General features: G+C 55.8%; 15 protein-coding genes. 3 read left to right on the top strand and 12 right to left on the bottom strand.

All coding sequences use genetic code 11. The features are described 5' to 3' along the window. The 7 genes from OHL20_RS23895 to OHL20_RS23865 all read right to left on the bottom strand — a co-directional run. Positions 1-193 (bottom strand): ParA family protein (locus OHL20_RS23895; RefSeq protein WP_263385825.1); only part of this gene is annotated, 193 nt, incomplete at its 3' end. 593 nt (positions 194-786) lie between these two features. Continuing rightward, positions 787-1,506 carry an SOS response-associated peptidase gene (locus OHL20_RS23890; RefSeq protein WP_263385824.1) on the bottom strand — a complete coding sequence of 240 codons (720 nt, stop codon included), beginning with the start codon at positions 1,504-1,506 and terminating at the stop codon, positions 787-789. A 610-nt stretch (positions 1,507-2,116) separates the two neighbouring features. After that, positions 2,117-3,649 carry a M56 family metallopeptidase gene (locus OHL20_RS23885; RefSeq protein ID WP_263385823.1) on the bottom strand — a complete coding sequence of 511 codons (1,533 nt, stop codon included), beginning with the start codon at positions 3,647-3,649 and terminating at the stop codon, positions 2,117-2,119. Further along, positions 3,646-4,026, bottom strand: a complete 381-nt coding sequence (locus OHL20_RS23880) for a BlaI/MecI/CopY family transcriptional regulator (RefSeq protein ID WP_263385822.1) — start codon at positions 4,024-4,026, stop codon at positions 3,646-3,648. Before OHL20_RS23880 ends, OHL20_RS23885 begins: the two co-directional genes overlap by 4 nt. A gap of 195 nt (positions 4,027-4,221) precedes the next feature. Beyond that, entirely contained in the window at positions 4,222-6,858 is a 2,637-nt protein-coding gene (locus OHL20_RS23875; RefSeq protein ID WP_263385821.1) for an ABC transporter permease, read from the bottom strand. Continuing rightward, entirely contained in the window at positions 6,855-7,202 is a 348-nt protein-coding gene (locus OHL20_RS23870) for a PadR family transcriptional regulator (RefSeq protein WP_263385820.1), read from the bottom strand. Before OHL20_RS23870 ends, OHL20_RS23875 begins: the two co-directional genes overlap by 4 nt. Positions 7,203-7,486: 284 nt before the next feature. Continuing rightward, on the bottom strand, positions 7,487-8,296 hold the full coding sequence (locus OHL20_RS23865) for a cupin-like domain-containing protein (RefSeq protein WP_263385819.1): 810 nt from the start codon (positions 8,294-8,296) through the stop codon (positions 7,487-7,489). Between the two features lie 540 nt (positions 8,297-8,836). Between OHL20_RS23865 and OHL20_RS23860 the strand changes: the two genes are divergently transcribed. Then, complete coding sequence (locus tag OHL20_RS23860) at positions 8,837-9,409, top strand: hypothetical protein (RefSeq protein ID WP_263385818.1); 573 nt, start codon at positions 8,837-8,839, stop codon at positions 9,407-9,409. Between the two features lie 270 nt (positions 9,410-9,679). Continuing rightward, a complete protein-coding gene (locus tag OHL20_RS23855; RefSeq protein ID WP_263385817.1) occupies positions 9,680-10,753 on the top strand; it encodes a hypothetical protein in 1,074 nt (357 codons plus the stop codon). Between the two features lie 237 nt (positions 10,754-10,990). Here the strand turns inward: OHL20_RS23855 and OHL20_RS23850 are convergent, their stop codons facing one another. From OHL20_RS23850 to OHL20_RS23835, 4 genes are all read right to left on the bottom strand, one after another. Further along, a complete protein-coding gene (locus tag OHL20_RS23850) occupies positions 10,991-11,998 on the bottom strand; it encodes a hypothetical protein (protein WP_263385816.1) in 1,008 nt (335 codons plus the stop codon). An 80-nt stretch (positions 11,999-12,078) separates the two neighbouring features. Then, complete coding sequence (locus OHL20_RS23845; protein WP_263385815.1) at positions 12,079-12,819, bottom strand: Hsp20/alpha crystallin family protein; 741 nt, start codon at positions 12,817-12,819, stop codon at positions 12,079-12,081. A gap of 80 nt (positions 12,820-12,899) precedes the next feature. Continuing rightward, entirely contained in the window at positions 12,900-13,907 is a 1,008-nt protein-coding gene (locus tag OHL20_RS23840; RefSeq protein WP_263385814.1) for a hypothetical protein, read from the bottom strand. 30 nt (positions 13,908-13,937) lie between these two features. After that, positions 13,938-14,339: a hypothetical protein gene (locus tag OHL20_RS23835; protein WP_263385813.1), complete on the bottom strand. Its 402-nt coding sequence runs from the start codon at positions 14,337-14,339 to the stop codon at positions 13,938-13,940. A 144-nt stretch (positions 14,340-14,483) separates the two neighbouring features. Here OHL20_RS23835 and OHL20_RS23830 point away from each other — a divergent pair, with 144 nt between their 5' ends. Further along, positions 14,484-14,678: a hypothetical protein gene (locus tag OHL20_RS23830; protein ID WP_263385812.1), complete on the top strand. Its 195-nt coding sequence runs from the start codon at positions 14,484-14,486 to the stop codon at positions 14,676-14,678. 344 nt (positions 14,679-15,022) lie between these two features. Here the strand turns inward: OHL20_RS23830 and OHL20_RS23825 are convergent, their stop codons facing one another. Continuing rightward, on the bottom strand, positions 15,023-16,774 hold the full coding sequence (locus tag OHL20_RS23825; protein WP_263385811.1) for a DUF6438 domain-containing protein: 1,752 nt from the start codon (positions 16,772-16,774) through the stop codon (positions 15,023-15,025). Between the last annotated feature and the right edge of the window lie 253 nt (positions 16,775-17,027).

The following is a 17,027-nucleotide window of genomic DNA, read 5'->3' as shown; positions in this document are numbered from 1 at the left end:
TGATGGTCTTCTGAGAAGCAAATCTGTCGTTCCATTCGTCAGGTTGGATGAACGAGAAGGTTAGACTTGCCTGCGCATCAAGGTCGATCAAGAGAACCTTCTTGCCTTTGAAGGCTAACTGGGCTCCTAGATTCGCTGTCAAGGAGGTCTTTCCGACGCCCCCTTTGTAATTTATTACCGAAACAATTTTCATAGGCTTCTCGCGTCCTATTTTCTCATGCTCGCTCTAGCGAGGTGCGGACCGTTATAGCGGCGATTCTTCCTCTCAGATGTGTCACAGGCGCTTGCCCACTGTTCGGGTCCATTGCAATTAGCGCAAACGGATGGGCAGGGACCAATTAGGATCGGGTCCGCCAGAGCCAAATGTCCGGTGGTGGCCGGCAACGAAGTACATTTCTGCCGGTGAGGCTTTGCAGCGGCTGCATTTGAGCCTTTGCAGGATGTCTACAAAGGTTCCGTTGCCGTAGCGTGACGCCATGAGCTTGCATGGATAGCAAGATGAGGAGCCGCACCCGCATCGGGCCTCGATGGAGCACCCCGGCCACTCCAGGAGCCGTTGCGTCTGGTGCCATGCAGGAGGGTGCTTGGCATGGCCAGACAGGTAGCCTTTGGCACGTGCCTCCTCTTCCTCTCGCCTGGCCTGCCGTTTCATGGAACCCACGACCTTGAGCGTATGCGAAGAAAAGGCGAAGATCAATCTAAATGATTTCCTTGCTTCTGAATCTCGGGAGGGACTGTTCATAAACTCTGAATTGCGAAAACTTATCGTCATAAACGTATAACTGTTTATAGAGGTAGCGTTCCGTCTTCAGCGGCAAGAGCGGCGGCACGTAGGAGCTCAGGCCCATTGTTGCGTACGTTTCCAACCTTCGGATTCGCCGCAAACATCTCCATCTCTTCCGATTCCAGTGGCCGTAGGAGATCGAGGGGCAAGCGCTCCGTCTCCTCCCGATCCAGCCAGCGGTCATAGTCACGAGGATGAAGAATAACCGGCATTCTCGGATGAATTTTGGCCATTAATTCGTTCGCTTCTGTAGTCACGATGGCGAACGATTGGAGCCAATGTCCATCCTTGTCCTTCCAGGCATCCCACAAGCCCGCGAAACCCAGCGGTTTGCCGTTTGCAAGTTCAAAGATGTAAGGCTGCTTCGGCGGCTTTGCTGCTTTTTCCCACTCATAAAATGCCGAGGCAGGGATGATGCAGCGACGTTTCTTCATGGGCTCTCGCCAGGTCGGAGCTTTCGTAATCGACTCGGCTCGTGCATTGATCGTCGAAAGCCCCTTAACGTCATCGAGCGATTTCGTGAAGAACGGCACGAGGCCCCAACGCGCCAGCACCAACTCCCGATCGCCTGATTCCCTGCTCTGTCGGATGATGGGTTGGAACGTCGTGGGAGCCACGTTGTAGTCTTCACCCGGCATCGGCAGCTCGGCTGGCTGCGGGTTTGCATGGAAGTATTCCGCGATCTTCTGTTTATCGCCGCGACGGACGTATCGACCACACACCGTAATCTCCTAATTTGGCCTTGACGAAGGTGTAAGTAGCCCAGCTTTACGTTCTGCTTCGTCTTGGCAGTAGTGCCGGTACTCCCTGTAGCACTCTGAGCAGGAGCCAACATGACGAAGTACCGGATCATTTGGAGTCGGCCCGTTCTGTGCCAGGGCCTGCACTGCCTCTTCATCCGGGCACCCTATTCGATCAGGGTTTGGGAAAGCCTCAAGAAGGAATTGTGTCAGCAGTTCACGGTGCTCCATATCGCTCTCCTTCCATAATTAGACTCTCAACTAACAAAAGTTTAGAGGGGGATGTCTCCTCCTGAGTCCAGTCGCCGATAAAGCCCGGCGTCTTCCCTCACCCTCTCAGCGGGGACACCCCGCAACGCCTGTACGCTGTTCAAGACTTCCCGAAAGCGGGCAAGTCTCACGTAGCTAGCCGTTAAGAGCTACGGTCCTTTATATCGCAGGTGCAGCGATTCCCACATTATCGACCGCACAGACTACCACGGACATTTGTACTTTGCAGAGAAATGGCCAATTGATTTTTGCGGCAACACAGGCTGAAGGTACAGGCGTGGAGAGCTGAATGCCACTTCAGAACCCGTATCCAGAACAACCCTTATTTCAATAGCTCCCTGATGTTGCCCTCGAAATTGTCTTTATCCACCACGCCGGTATGTGAAACGGCGATCTTTCCGTCTTTGTCAATGAGGAGGGTCATTGGCATCGACGTCAGCCCGAAGCGGCCAGCCAAGGCGTCGTTACCGATCACGATAGGATATTGCATTGCGATCATGCCTCCCGTTTCGTCATCTTTCTTCTTCGCTAGAAAAGGACGTACGACCTCCCATCCTTTTTCGTCCATCGAAACACCGATGACCGCAAGTCCGTCGTGGCGATACTTGCGATCAAAACCCATGTACCAAGGGATCTCCAACTTGCAGCCGCCGCACCACGTTGCCCAGAAGTCTAGAAGAACGACCTTTCCTTTGTAGTTCGAGAGAGTGACTGTCTTTCCGTTGTTGTCTACAAGGGTGAAGTCAGGAGCCTGCTTTCTCTGTGCTTTTGGCGGCAACGTGTCAAACGTCTGAGATGGGTCGAAAGAGAATGCAGGTAGGCCAGCCGCTTGCACGGTCGGGGGATGCAAACTGAAATAAAGGATTCCAAAGCTAGAGGACGCTAGAACAACCGCACAAAGTGCGTGGAGGAGTGATCTGCAGCGATTGCTCAGGATCAGCGGGGAGTGGACGAGTTTCATAATTCTCCCTTCAAGTTCGGTATCTGAAATTCCAAGCGATAAGCTTGTTCGAAATGAAGCGTGGGCCGTCGTCCTCTGTGCCACGTTCAGCAAGCACGCCGCATACGCGGTGCGGCCAGAAGTAGCTTCGGCCGCCATATCGTCGCACACAGCTTCACGGCACTCTGCTATACGGCGCTTCAGCCAGGGCATTGCCGGGTGATAGCAGAGTGCTAATGACAATGCCTCGAAGAGCAAGTTCATCTGGAAATCATGCCTCTGAACATGCGCCAGTTCATGAGCGATCACAGCTGCCTTCTCTTCTCCGGGCATAAGCTCAAACCTCGGAGGAAGCATGATCATGGGCTGGGGCCAGCTCAGGGTAGCAGGGCTTTGCAACTCCGAACTCTCAAAGAACTCGACTGTTCGACCTCTGTCGTTCACCCTGTCTTGCCGCAGTTCAAAATCGGCGACTCGTAGAGTGAGTGGGTTCTTGAAAGCCACAATGCGGCGCGTTATGTTCATGCGAAGCAGAAAGCGCCTCAATGCGAAAGCTAAACAGGCCAGGTAGAGCCCCGCCACGATGCTGAGCAAGGACCAATCCGAATGCGTTACAGGAACTTCCGTTAGGTGCAACGTCAACCGCCCGCGATCAGGCTGTCTCGGCACCTTCCAACGATTTGCGTCGTTCACTGGAACAGCAGCAGGAGAATGAGCAGGAACCAAAGCTAAATAGGTCGAGATTACGGGCAAAGAGACCGCGAGCAGAAAGCAGCCAACCCAGAGGCGATACTGCAGTCCATTCGGCATCCTGGGAAATATCCGATGGAGCAGAGCGGTAACGGCGATCAGAGCTACCAGTTGCCAAGCGGAGTTGAAAACAAAGAACGTACACCAGATTGTGAATGTGCTCATCTCTGACTCCGGTCCGCAATTACCTTCCTCAGCCTCTTAAACGTTGCCTCATCGACCTCCTCTGCTTTCACAAGGTTCATCATCAGGCTTTCCACGGAACCCGAGAACATACGATCAACGAGATCTCGAACAGCGGTCTTCATCGCGGCTTCCCGCGAAAGGGCGGCTTCATAGACGTAGGCCCGACCTTGCAGATCCCGCTTTGTTCTTCCCTTCTTTTCCATCGTGTTCAAGGTGGTCTGCACGGTAGTGTAGGCAGACTCGCCAGATAATTTCGTCTGCACCTCTTGCACGCTGCAGGGGCCGTTATCCCAAAGAACGTTCATAATGGACAGCTCCATGGGAGGTATCTGTTCATTCGCTTTCCTGCGCTTCATCGCTGACTCCTAGTCAACTAGGACTATGAAGCACGGAAGCCCAAGCTGTCAACTAGTAGACTAGGACTTGAGAGTATCTAGTTCCGAGAAGCTGAGCGGATAAGGACATCCTTGAAAGACTGGGCTTCGAGCCTACCCTGAGATTGTTGCGTAAACGTTCGTTTCACAAGACGCCGATAGAGCGCTGCCCTGTATTCACTCCGCTCTCAGCGCTTTCATCGGCTCTGTCTTCCCTGCGCGTATCGCCGGCATGAGGGTTGCCGCAAGCAGGGGCACCAGCAGAACCAGCAGGGATGCAAGGTAAAGCCGCAGATCATCCGGTTGCACCCCGTACAACTGACTGCGTAACAGCCTGTTTGCCGCCAGCGAGACCACAGTGCCGGTCCCCAGGCCTATCGCTGCCGGGACCATAGCCCGCAGCACGAAAAGTCGTGTAATGTCACCCCGCCTCGCTCCGAGTGCCATCCGGACGCCTATCTCCTGCGTGCGCTGCGCAGCAAGATACGAGACGACTCCATAAATTCCACTGCAGGCCAGCAGCAATGCCACCCCGGCAAATAACGCAACTAGCGCTGCGTTCAGGCGTGGTTGCGCCACAGCGTCGCCTAGTAGCTGTTCCATCGTCCCGATCTCGCCTACTGACTGCATCGGGTCTGACTGGTGTACCTGCTCGCGGATCGACTGTGCCAGTTGTTCCGGCGGCACCTTCGTGCGCACCAGAAAGTAGCGATGCCAACCGCCATTGGCGTTCGCAGGCCAGTAGACAGCCGGTCCAGGCTCCGCCGCGATCGTTCCCGATACCCCTCGCACATCAGCAACTACCCCCACGATCTCGTGCGCCTGTCCATCCAGGAGCAGATGATGTCCGATGGGATTTCCCTTCGGCAGAAACTCTCGCACCAAGGCCTCGTTCACCAGGAACGGTGGCACTGTCGAGACCTGGTCCGCGGCGGAAAACTCTCTCCCTGCCAGCAGTGGTGTCCCGATCGCCATCAGCAGATTTCCGGCGATATTCCGGTTCTCCGCGCTAATTGCCGACTGATTGGCAACTTGCGGCAGCCAGTCCGCGTTGAAGCTGCCGCGCACATGAAAGTCGGTCATTGGTGGTGCACTGATCTGTCCCGCAGCCTCTACTCCAGGGAGATTTTGAATTCGTTGTTGCACGTCGTTGTAGAAATTGCGTACCGCTTCCGGCTTCGTGTTCCACGGCAGCAACACCCGAACCGTCAGCAGGTGTTCCGGCTCAAATCCCAGCGGTTGCTTCATCAAGTTCCACAGCGACTCCGCCAGCAGCGACGCACCCACCAGCAGCACGAGAGACAGACCTACCTGAACCCCCACGAGGACACTGCGCAACCAATTGCCCGATGATCCTCCGAGGCGTGTCCCACCCTGCTTGAGCGCCGAAAGCAGCTGCACCTTCCGTGCCTCCAGCACCGGAACCACTCCGAACACAATTCCAGTTGCCACCGAGATCAGCAGAGCGACCCCAATAACAATCCCGTCCATGTGGATCGTGCCCGGCTGACCCAGAGTTCCCGGCAGGCTGGTAGCGGCGATGCGAGTCAGCACAAATGCCAGGACGATTCCCGTGACGCCGCCCGCCAACGCAAGGAGCACACTCTCCACAAAAAGCTGAAAAGCCACGCGCCGTCCCGAGGCCCCCAGCGCCCGCCGCAGCGCAACTTCGCGCTGCCGAGTTGTCGCCCGAGACAAAAGTAGGTTGGCCACATTGATGCAAGCGATCAGAAGCAGCAGCGCCGACGCGATCAGCAAGACCACGAGTGCCGACTGTACCGGACCGTACCGGTCCTCGCGCAGCGTCTCGCTCGTGAACCGCCACGCGCCGTCGCTCGACGGATACTCCCTCCTGAGTTGCTCCCCGATTCGATCCAGATCGGCCTGGGCCTGCGCCACGGTCACGCCCAACCGCAACCTCCCAAATACACTGTAGGCCCGCTCTCCGTCGCCCCGATCATTGCCCCAGCTATCCGGAGTAAGCTGCGCAGCGTGCCAGAGGTCCACGCCTCCCGGCGCAGAAAAACCTTGCGGCATCACGCCGACAATCGTCGCCGTCTGCTGATCCAGCTTCACCTGTTCTCCGATGATGTTCGGGTTGCCTCCGAAAAGCCGCTGCCATCCGGGATAGCTTAACACCACTGTTTGCGGGCCATGGGGCACGTCGTCTCTCGCATCGAATACCCGTCCCAGCATCGGCGCTGTGTCGAAGACTCCCCAGAATCCTGCATTCGCTCCAGCTCCCCTCACATAGGTAGGCAACTTCTTTCCTGCAATCAGGGTGCTCTCGTCGAAGTAAAAGATCGCCAGACTGGAGAAGCTCCGGTTTCGCGCTTCAATGTCATAGAACCGCGGACCCGTCATCAGCCCCCCAGCCGACCGCCCGGCAATCCGTGTGTCGTGAATCGCGACAATTCTCTCCGACTGCGGATAAGGCAAGTTCCTGAGCAGCGTCGAGTACACCACGGTGAACATCGTTGTCGTCGCCGCAATCCCCAGTGCCATCGTCAACACTATGACGAGCGTGAATCCTGGCGAACGCCTCATCTGCCGCAGCGAAAATCGCGTGTCCTGCACCAGACATTCCAGCAAGGGGAACCCCTCCTCTGCGTGGTACTGCTCTCGAATCGCCTCCTGGGCGCCAAGCTTCATCCGCGCATGCCGCCGCGCCCCTTCCTCGCTCATTCCGGCTTGTATATTGGCTTCCGCCTCGCGCGCCACGTAGTCTTCGAACTCTTCACGCAGCCTTTGATCGCCGCGCCGGCCAGTGACAAGATTGCGCATACGGATCAGGAATCGATTGAGAGTCTTCATGCCAGATCCTCGGCTTTCACTTCAAAGAACCGTGTGATGATCGCCGTGGTTTGCTCCCAATCGCGCTTCTCGGCTTCGAGGAGCTTGTGCCCCGCGCGCGTCAGACGATAAAAGCGGGCGCGGCGGTTGTTCTCAGAAGATCCCCAATCCGACTCAACCGCACCCTCCTGTTCCAGCCTCAGCAGTACCGGGTAGAGAGTGCCCTGATTAACGAAGAGCTTGTCGCCGCTGATCTGCTCGATCCGCCGGGCAATGCCGTACCCGTGCTGGGGTCCGAGCACGTCAAGCGTTTTCAGCACCATCAGGGCCAGCGTCCCCGATTGCACATCCTTCTTGGTCTTCATGAACGTTTGGCCTCACCACATCTGACATTTTGGCTACCAACAGGAGAATGACACATTCCCATTGGGGAAACAACAGGAGCTGAGTGCAGGCCGACTCGCTCATCCAGCGCGTTGGCGCTCCGCGAATCGACTGTAGGACGACACTGAAGGTCTTCGTGGCGCCAGTCCTGACAAGTCGGTTTATCACCAGCGACCGCCAAATGAGAAAGAGGATTGCTCGAGAAATAAGATCTAACCCTGGCACATGCAACGAAACAAGGACAGGATAATGGAGTCAACTCCTGTCATCGGTCCCTGCCTAACACTGCGGGGGATCTTCCGCGTCTTAACCAGAAATTGATCATCAGAGAGTCTTCGTGGTTCTCCACGAAATGACTCCACCCCGCAGGCACATAGAGCAGGTCGCCGGCACGCTGCGTGATGGAGATCGGTGTAGCCTTCGAGAACTCCGGGAAGCGCATTGCATCCGGAGACTTTGCGTTAACCATGCTGACCCCGAATTCTGGAAGTGCCTTCGGGTTCGGATGAATCATGTATAGATAAGGAAAATCGGCTGGCGGATAGAGGAGCCATTCTTTGGCACCGAAGTATGCGAACGAGAAGTTGTCCGGGATGTCCTTGTGCAGGGCAGTCACCGTTCCCTCCTTACCCATCCACATCCGTGGCGCATTGAAGAAATACTCAGGGTAGAACATCGGAAAAGGGACCCCGAGATCGCGCGCCATCTCGACGGGTATCACGGTGCCGGCGGCATAGGCCGTCCCGGCATCGTTTACCTGCATGAAGTGTTCCCCAATGAAATTTCTTAGGGGCATCTCTTCTTCGCGGCGATTCAGGTAGCTACCCGGATCTGCCATATTGCCGAAACGGACGTTTACGGTCTGATCGCCGTAGGCCCCTTGCAGCAGACCCAGGATCTCTGCTTCAGCGAACGTTGGCGAACCCAGCCGCAATAGAAAAGGCATCGACCGCGCTGCATACTCCTTCGAAAACGCCTCGTCACTCAGAGAATCAAGAACGTCCAGGGCGGCGAGGCGAGGCATCTCACAGGTAGCCTCACATATCTGGGGAAACCAAACAACAGGACTGTCCATCTTCGACTCCTACACATTTTGAGAATAGATCATGGACGACTCCAGCTCGGTCTAAAACAGAATACTCAGTACGGGAAGTCGCTAGAAGTCGACTCATCGCCACCAATCCCGTCCTCAGTTGGCGACAATAGGCCAACGCACGTTTCCAGAAACTCGAAATGTGCATTGGCGATTTAGCGTAAATCAAGGGAGACCCGGGATCGGATCACATGTTCTTGGCGCGTCTATGCGGATGGACAGAACAAATTAGACGACGATCATCCCGATGTCTAACACGCTATTCGAGACCTGAGGGATTAATTCCAACAGGCCCGTGCTCTTGGAGATAGAAGTGAACAACGAAGAATTCGCTACGCAACTTTATAGCTTTTTCGATCCATCTATCGTTATGGAATCAGTGCGTCGCTCTGCCGACGAGCGGAAGAGAGCGCAGTCACAAACCACTGCACTTGAGCGAGTGTCCTAGCAAAGGGCATGCCTCTGACGTAACCTAGATTGCAGCTCCAAGTCTCAGTGGGAGCAATAACAACTCGGAGCCCAGTGGACTACCTCGATACGATTCTGAGACGGTATACGCATCTGCCTGCACTTCTTCACATGGTGCAGCATTCGTGTCTCACTTTCCTTTCTCCGGAAACGTGGGATGACCGGCAGGACGCGTTCTTCATCCAGCAATACCAATCGGTCCAGGAGATTAGGACTGTACTCGCAGTGTGCCTTTCTGAGGCGCCAGAAACATATCATCATTGGTATACCTTCGCGCATGGACCGAGTGGCGTCAGTATCGCCTTCAAACGCGAACGACTGCTGACGGCGCTGAACGCTAACCCAGATATCCGCCACGGCCGGGTCGAGTACGTCAAGATAAATGATCTCGGAAAGCATGTTCATGGCGCAAGCCAGATGCCTTTCCTTAAGCGGTTTCCTTTCTCTCCTGAATGTGAGTACCGGTTGTTGTACGAACGCCAGCTCGAGGAAGTGACAGTCTTCGAACAAAAGATTTCCCTCGACTGCATCGACCGAATCTATCTCAGTCCGTGGATGCCCAACTCGGTCGCCACCTCAGTCAAAACGTTCCTGAAAGCATCGTCACTGTTCAAAGACTTAAGGTGACTCATTCGACCTTGATTAGCAATGAGACTTGGATGAATCACGCTCGGAAGATGAGTGAGGCCGACGGAGAACCATGATCCGGACTTTTGCTGACCTGTTGCAGAAACTGATTGCGCAGGAGTCTGCGGAAATAGAGAAAGCTGGAATTCCGCATGCTCCTACGATAGGACTTCTGTATGAAGGGCTCACGTCTGAGCTCCTAAGTAGGCTGCTCCCAGATGGACTCGACCTCACGATGGCGTCTGGTTCATTCAAAGCAGCTCCGGAGAAATGAGCGGCCAGATCGACTGCATGCTGGTCTCTGGAACTGGAACACGTCTACCTCACACAGACCTATTCACTTGGCAAGTGAGGGACGTGATAGCTGTTTTCGAGGTCAAAAAGAACCTGTTTTCTGCCGAGTTGGCGGGTTCGCACGTCCACTTGCGAAAGGTCCTGGACTTGCATTGGGACGACTTCGTACGAGCACCACACGGGAAGGTAAACGTAGAGTCGGCCGAGCATGCCTTCAAGATGATTGTGGGCTTTCCACCGCCGCCTCGGGAACAGCTTCCGACGTTACCTTTCGACATCGAGATGATCTACCGCGCTTTGACGGTAGAACTTGTGTCTCCCATCCGAGTGGCCCTTAGTTATTCCGGATTTCGGTCCGAGAAGCCGTTACGCGATGGCTTCATCGGGTTTCTTAAAAAAAATATAGGTAAAGCCGGTATGAGCCCGGTCATGCTTCCGAGTTTGATCGTGTCCGGCCAGTACAGCCTACTCAAGATGAATGGCCAGCCCTACTCCGGCAGGCAGTATGAGACCTGGTGGCCAATCTTTGCGTCCTCGCACGAGAACCCGTTGATCTTCGTATTGGAGATCATTTGGACGCGATTGTCGGAACGTACCGAAATGCCGGAATGGTTCGACCAAGATTTGGGAATCGAGAAGCTTGCGCTGCTCCTCGGTTGCCGCGCAGTTCAGCAGGATGGAAAATCGGGCTGGCAGTACGACGTTACGGAATTCACCGAGACACAATTGCGCGAGCCGGGCGAACAGCATACGTGGGAGCCGCATTTCCTCACTGTCTTTCAGCACACTGTGGTGGCTCACCTCTGTCGACACGACAGTGTTGGCCTATCCGAGTCATTGCTCCACAACCTCTCTCAACAAGAACAGGAAGAGCTAGAGGAGCTGTTTGAGGTGAGGCTTGTCGGATATGAAGCGGACAGGATTGTCTTGCTGACCAGAAGTTGTCGTTGCGCAATACTTCCTGATGGTCGGTTCGCTGCAGCAGACGACAGCAGCGGAAGATTTAGCGCGTGGGTCGAACGTTATCTTGATGACAGGAAACGACGATAGACTTGCTGGGCAAATGCAAAGTGGATAAAGCGCGTAAATATGGCAATAAGAGGTTTGTGGTGCTCGCGACTGGGCCCTGCAGCGCTATGCAAACGGCTCACATTTGGACTCAAAAGACTCCGCATCTCTGGGTATCTGCACGGAGGAGCTTGAGTCTATGAGACCTCAAAGGGATTGATTGTTGGACAGAATCGACCCTCTCCCTCACGCTTATAGCTCTGCCATCAGGGGGAGTGCTTAGTCAGGAATGCAATCCACCCCATACAAAGTCCGGCTGGAACAGTAGACCGTTTGATGGCACTGGTAGACGCAACGCTGGTTGTAGAGAGCCAGCATCGGTAAATCGTTGGTGAGATGACGAACGGAGACGTTCTTCTTGCGCTTCAGGAACAGCTCCATGATGTCCGGGCGTATCCCCTCTCGTGCAGATGTCGCGACATTGATAAAAACGTACGAGATGAATGCGTCCGCAGAGAGATTGAAGGAAAACGACAGATGTTCGGACTCGGAAGCTGGCATGGAATAGCCTCGGTCGGATAACAAACAACGTTTGTCCAGGTGTTCGCCCGAGTACTGGTGGACATAGACGCCGACTTCGTTCGAAGGGTCTTCGTAAAGACCCTTCACGATCCCTTCGAGAAGCAGTGGCTCATCCGGTCCCAACTCGACCAGCAATAGAAAAAGTGCCGCCAGCCAGTTCCTGTATTCGAGAGGGGTGATCCCGAGCTGGGCGCACAGAAATTCCTGTTGAGGCTTCTTTCCGTCAAGGACCGCGCGAAACTGGCGGAGGACTTCGGGATCGGTGGGGACGTAATTGAAGATTGGTGTAATCGAGTTCAACACCTTCTTCACCGAATATGGATTGCGCAGGAAGTTGACGAACTTCGCGACGAAGAGATCAAGGATCTCTGCCTTGATGTCGGTCTCGCCAGCTTGAAGCTTTCTCAGCAATTCAAGGGTGTGTCGCTGGATTCGCGATTCGTACTTTCCGAAAAGTGCCTCGAGGTTGAATCGGTTACCGTCGCGCTCGATCACATCGAAGCTGAACAAATCGCGCAAGACAAGCGTGCTGGCAATCGCTCGCCCGCGATCAGAATCAAGGGAAACTTTGAATGCTTCACGGTCGGTGACGGAGAAGGAGAATATCCGCAGATTTTCGTCATCCGCCGCTGGATTTGCCGCGTTGAGGGATTGTTCCGCTCGAGACACGAAGTGCTGCTGCGCAGTCATATTTGCCTGGCTCATCGCACCCACCAAAGCATTGCTATCTCAGGATGGAGAAGAGTTTGATTGCTCGAACCCTACCGCGCTCGACGAAGTGTCCTCTATTCGGCAGTCTCTTTAGCCTGACGAAAGGCAGCTCTTGATACCCGCTCGGCACGAGCGGTGCCCTCGTTGGCTTCGGAGACAGCGGCGACCAGGGCGTGTCCTGCCACCGCCTTGCGAAGAACGACCTCAAGAACACCATTTTGGACAGCCACGTGGGCGATCTTAGGAGCAACCACCCCAGTGAGCGGGTAGGCTCTGACAAAGCGTCCGCGTTGCCGTTCGATCATGAACGGGGTCGAGCCATGGCGCACCTGCATGGCAGGCCGCTCCCCACGGACGACGAGATCGTTCTGTTCGATGCTCACGTCCAGGTCCTCTTCGGACAGCCCCGGAACATCTACCTGAAAGACCAACTCACGCTCTTCTTCGTAGATGTCGCTGGGAAGCGTCATCACTGCGGCGGGGGCGATCTCCGCCTCGGACGCTTCCAGCACCTGCGCAGGTTCCTCGGCGTCCTCTTCAAAACGAGAGGCCAGTTCGAAGCTCAGCTCTGCTAGGTATTTCGTCCCAGCTTGCGTCAAAGTAAAACGCCTCCGGGGACGGCCACGCAGCGACTGCACTTCTTCGAAATCGAGGAACTCTTCGTTGACGCCGCGAAGTTTGCTGACGAAGGAATAGACCGTATTCTTCAGGGCACCGGTCAAGTCCTCCAGCTCCGAAACGGTAAAGGTGCGCAGCCGCAAGGCCGCCCGCGTCAGTTGGTAGTTCTGGCCGTAGTTTGGGTGCGTTACATTCATCGCGTCACTCTCACTGCATATAAGATGCGCTTTTTCCTTGCTATATAGCAAGGAAAAACAAGTGTATACGCTGCAATCACTTAGATGAGGCTCCTGTGGAAGTCTTGGAGCATGGGCCATGCGGCAGGCTCCAGCATCAGGGCGGCTCGCAACTCCGCGGAGTTCAGGAGCAGAAGACGTTTGAAGAATAGGTCCACGGTGTCGGCGTTCTGCCGGCAGTCGGAGCATTCGAGGATCGCTCCGGTGATGTCCCAAAAGATCTCGGGCGACGAAAAATAGATCCGCTCGGCGAGCTTGTCGATCTTCCAGGGACCGAAGAACGCCTGGTTCTTGGGATCGAAGTGCATGTTGAGCTCGCGCCGAAACTTCTCCCAGAGGAACTCCTGCACATGCTTGCTCGACCGGTCCCCAGAATGGTTTACGAACTCCCAGTAGAGCGCCGCGGAAAGCCATATCTCGCGGACGTTCTTCGAGAGGTAAAGGTTACGCGGGAGCATGTGGGACAGATACTCGTGTTCGAAAAGCATCTCCAGAATCAAAGCGGCGTAGAGCGCCCGTTCAACTAGCTGCAGACTCCAGCCGATCTCGTTCTCGATCAGGCTGGATGAGGCGCAGTAGTCGTCGCCCTTGGCATCGTAGTGGACGCGAATCCGGTACTCTACCGCGTTCGCGAGGTCTGTCAGCCCGCGGCGGTTCCCCAGAGCGCGGATCCAATCGACAGCCGCTTTGCGGCTCTCTTCAAGTCTGGATTCGCCTCCGGTCGATCCTGCGACCCGGAGCTTGAGCCGCTCCGTAATTGAACTAAGCACCTGTATGGCGGCTGGAGTCAGATTGGCCACGCCGAGGTCATTGAGAACGCGGTCCCAGATCGAGATCGCGTCTGCGATTGATTTGACCTTCGGAGTCTGGGTTGCCAGTGCCTCGGCGGCTGCAGTGACTACGCTATTCCAGTTCGATGGAGCGACGTCATAGAGGTCTGCGAGCGAAGGCGCCATTGCGTCGGCCAGCACAAGTAGCACATCGAACTGAGCCCGAACGATGGGAGCACGGAAGACGGATTCGAAGACGATGGACGAAGTTGAAGACAAGCCCGGGTCACCTCAGGAAAATGGCTTGGCTTACTTCGATTGCGGAGTTTCGGGTTCGGGTTCTGGCTTGGGTTCGGGCTCAGGCTTCTCTGACACCACTTTGAACTTTGAGGGCAGCAAATTTCGGCTAAGGAGCTGAGGCTCAAGAACCTTCTCGTAGAAAGACTTGCCTGCTGCCGTAAGAACTCCGGTTCCGACGATGATGCCAGCACCCTTGAGCGCGTGCAGCACATAGAGAGCGACCACGATCTCGCCTGCGCCGAAAAAGCCGCCTTCCAGCTCTGCCTTTGTCTCGATCCCCGGCTGCTCGCCCGCGTCAGCGAGGGCGGCCTGCATCGCTTCGTCGAACGACCGTTGCACGGCGTCTTCGTCGACGCTGGGATCGACATTCTTCAGATGAAACTCAAACTTTGTGCCGTTGATTTCGCTCATGCCACCGCTCCGAACTCCGAAATTCAGGTTGAGTCAGTAGTGTAGCTCGCCGTCATCAACATCCGGTCACTTAGGAGAAGCTATGTTTCATATCTACACCGATGGATCGGCGATCGGGAATCCCGGGCCTAGAGGCGGGGATCCGTGATTATTCGAGGCGACGACAGAAGGGATATCTCCGGCGCGACCCCTGCAGTCCCCGCCTACGCAACGCTGTCTTCCACTGGGCGACAAGCAGCCTTTGCTGCGACAGCAGGAGCCGAAGACAGTACGACGCATTGCGAGCAGCAGGCCACCTTCACGCACGAGCACTGCGCGGCTTGGCGGACAGACTACTAGGCGTTCTGATCGCTTTACTGAAAACGCAGAAGATCTTTGATCGAACGCGACGAGACGGCATCTTTGCTTAAGGAACACCCGGTCGTCATTTCGGCATAAGGGCGAGTGCATCGCCGATTTGTCACCAAGCCGGGAACACTTCTGACGGGGCGGGCATTTATGAGGCCTGATGGTGTCCGCCGCTAAACAAGGAGCTCTCAGGCGTGTTATTAGCTTCTACTGCCGCGATGGGTTTCTGTAATTCGCTTGATGGAGTGGGTCCGACATGCATCATGATGAAGAACCGTTCCGGGTCCATCAAGAAGGCCTGGGTGCTGACAATATCTCAGCGTAGTAGCCGCTCGCTAGTGTTGAGCGATAGGTGACGCGCCGTCGAGGTGAGTCTTGATGGCTGCATCGATGATGTCGGCTTGTTCTTTTAGGCCTTCCGCACGAAACCACTCTGCAGCGTTCTGGCCTCGTTTGTTACGCAGGGTAGGGTCGGCACCCGCTTTGAGCATGGCTTGCAGGACTGGAACATAAACGTTAGTCATCAATGGGATCATACCGTTCCGGTCCATAGCGTTCGGGTTTGCGCCGCCAGCTACAAGCACGGGCACAAGCGACGGCTCCGAAAGGAGCTGGAAGAGAGAGGGGTCCCGGTCAGTCCGTTCATTGGGATCAACCCCTGCGTGTAGGAGAGTCTGCAAGATGGTTCGCTTGTCATCTGGATTGTTGGACTGGGTGGAAGAAATGGCGACGGCGACGAGGTTACGACCATCGTTGTGGGCGGAGTCGAGTGGAGCCTTGGCTTCGAGAAGGCGATACACGACAGCTGGGGAGCCGCCTTGGATTGCGGCGAGAAGTGGCGAGCCCTGCGCGAGGTACATGCTATCCGCACTGTATACGTGCGATGCCGCGATCACACTCGCGCCGCGCTTGAGCCAAAACTCGGTTAGCTGTAGATTGCCACCTTGCGCTGCGGCCATGAGGCATTGGCTCAAGGCGGATTGCGGGATTGGGCGGTCTTTCGGCACGCTTGCCATCATCTGCAGCACGGTGCTGCTGTCTGCTGTGGCACTTGCGGTGCAGGCGGGCGAAGGAATCTTGGGATCCCTGGAGAAAACCGGTGCGTGTGCGGTACCAAAAGCGGCGAGCACGTCCTGGTTCTTATGTTGCAGAGCGCTGTTGTAGAGCCGCATATTGTCCGGTGTGGAGGCGGCGAAGTCCCAGTGCTCGGCGCGAAGAGATGGGAGCAGTTCCGCATTGCCGGCGATCCACTTATCTGTACCGGCGATGCGGTCGACCGTATCTTCTAGATCGCGGATGCTTGTGGGCATGCCGACAATGATGCCGATGTAGTCAACAATCTGTTTATGCAGCCCGTTGAGGTCGACAGAGACCGTGTAGGTGGGATTGTCGGTCCAGCCAGCGCGGTATTCATCGCGCGCGTCAAGGATGCGAGAAGCTCGAACGGCATCAATAAGATTGTCGATGAGTTTGGGTTGGAGCGTGGCATGGTGTGTGCCAGGAACGGCGACAGCGTAGGAGCCGCCGTCCCACTGCACCTCTCCAGTCCCGGAGATTGAAACCTTGTAGCCCGGGCATGATCCGTAACAGACAGTGCGCTGAAGTGCGATGCGGAAGGTGGTGCGATCAATGGGTTGCGGAAACGGTGTGGAGCGGTCTGACCATCTTTCCGGGGGAGCGATCTGCACGGAGTCTGTGAAGTGCGCACGGACGATAGCGCCGTCTTTGTCGTGGATCGGTTCAAAGGCGCGATGCATCTCGATTTCTTGCGCCTGCGCGTAGAAGCGCTCCGGGCCGCGGATGGGCTTTGCGGAATCGATACGCCCATTAGGGTTGACTATGACACTGAGTTCAACTGAAAGAAAATTGTTTTCGATGCGGTCGCGTGAATGCATGGCGCGCTGGATGGCAGTCAGGCTAGCGGGAAGCGGATCGTCGGTGGCGCGGATAAGTTCGCGCGGGCCGATGGGATGAGGTCGCGATTGCGTTCCGTCAAGCTCGAGGGCGGCTGGTGGAGTGACCGCAGTCTGAGCGGCTGTCGAAAGAGTGCAGAGGATCACGAATAACCCAAGGATTGGGATGCGCATTTGAGGCTCCCTTGATCGTTGGACGCAGTGCTCGACAGATTCGTCTCGCCGTCGCGAGTGAAAGTTAAATCAGTCATGAAGCTGGCCGTTCTCTGCCTGCCCAGCGCTGTAGCGTAGATGATCCAAGCCGAGTCGCGCCATGACCTAGTGCGCCGTGAAACGGATTTTATCAAATGCTGGAGATTCAACATAGGTCGCATTCTCGAAAGCGATCCGCCCGGCATTCTCAGCTGACGAGAACGGACGGACGCTT

The sequence above is a fragment of the Granulicella arctica genome (assembly GCF_025685605.1).
Lineage (GTDB): Bacteria > Acidobacteriota > Terriglobia > Terriglobales > Acidobacteriaceae > Edaphobacter > Edaphobacter arcticus.
The sequence above is the reverse complement of the archived record's forward strand: the minus strand, read 5'-3'. Positions and strand labels throughout refer to the sequence as shown.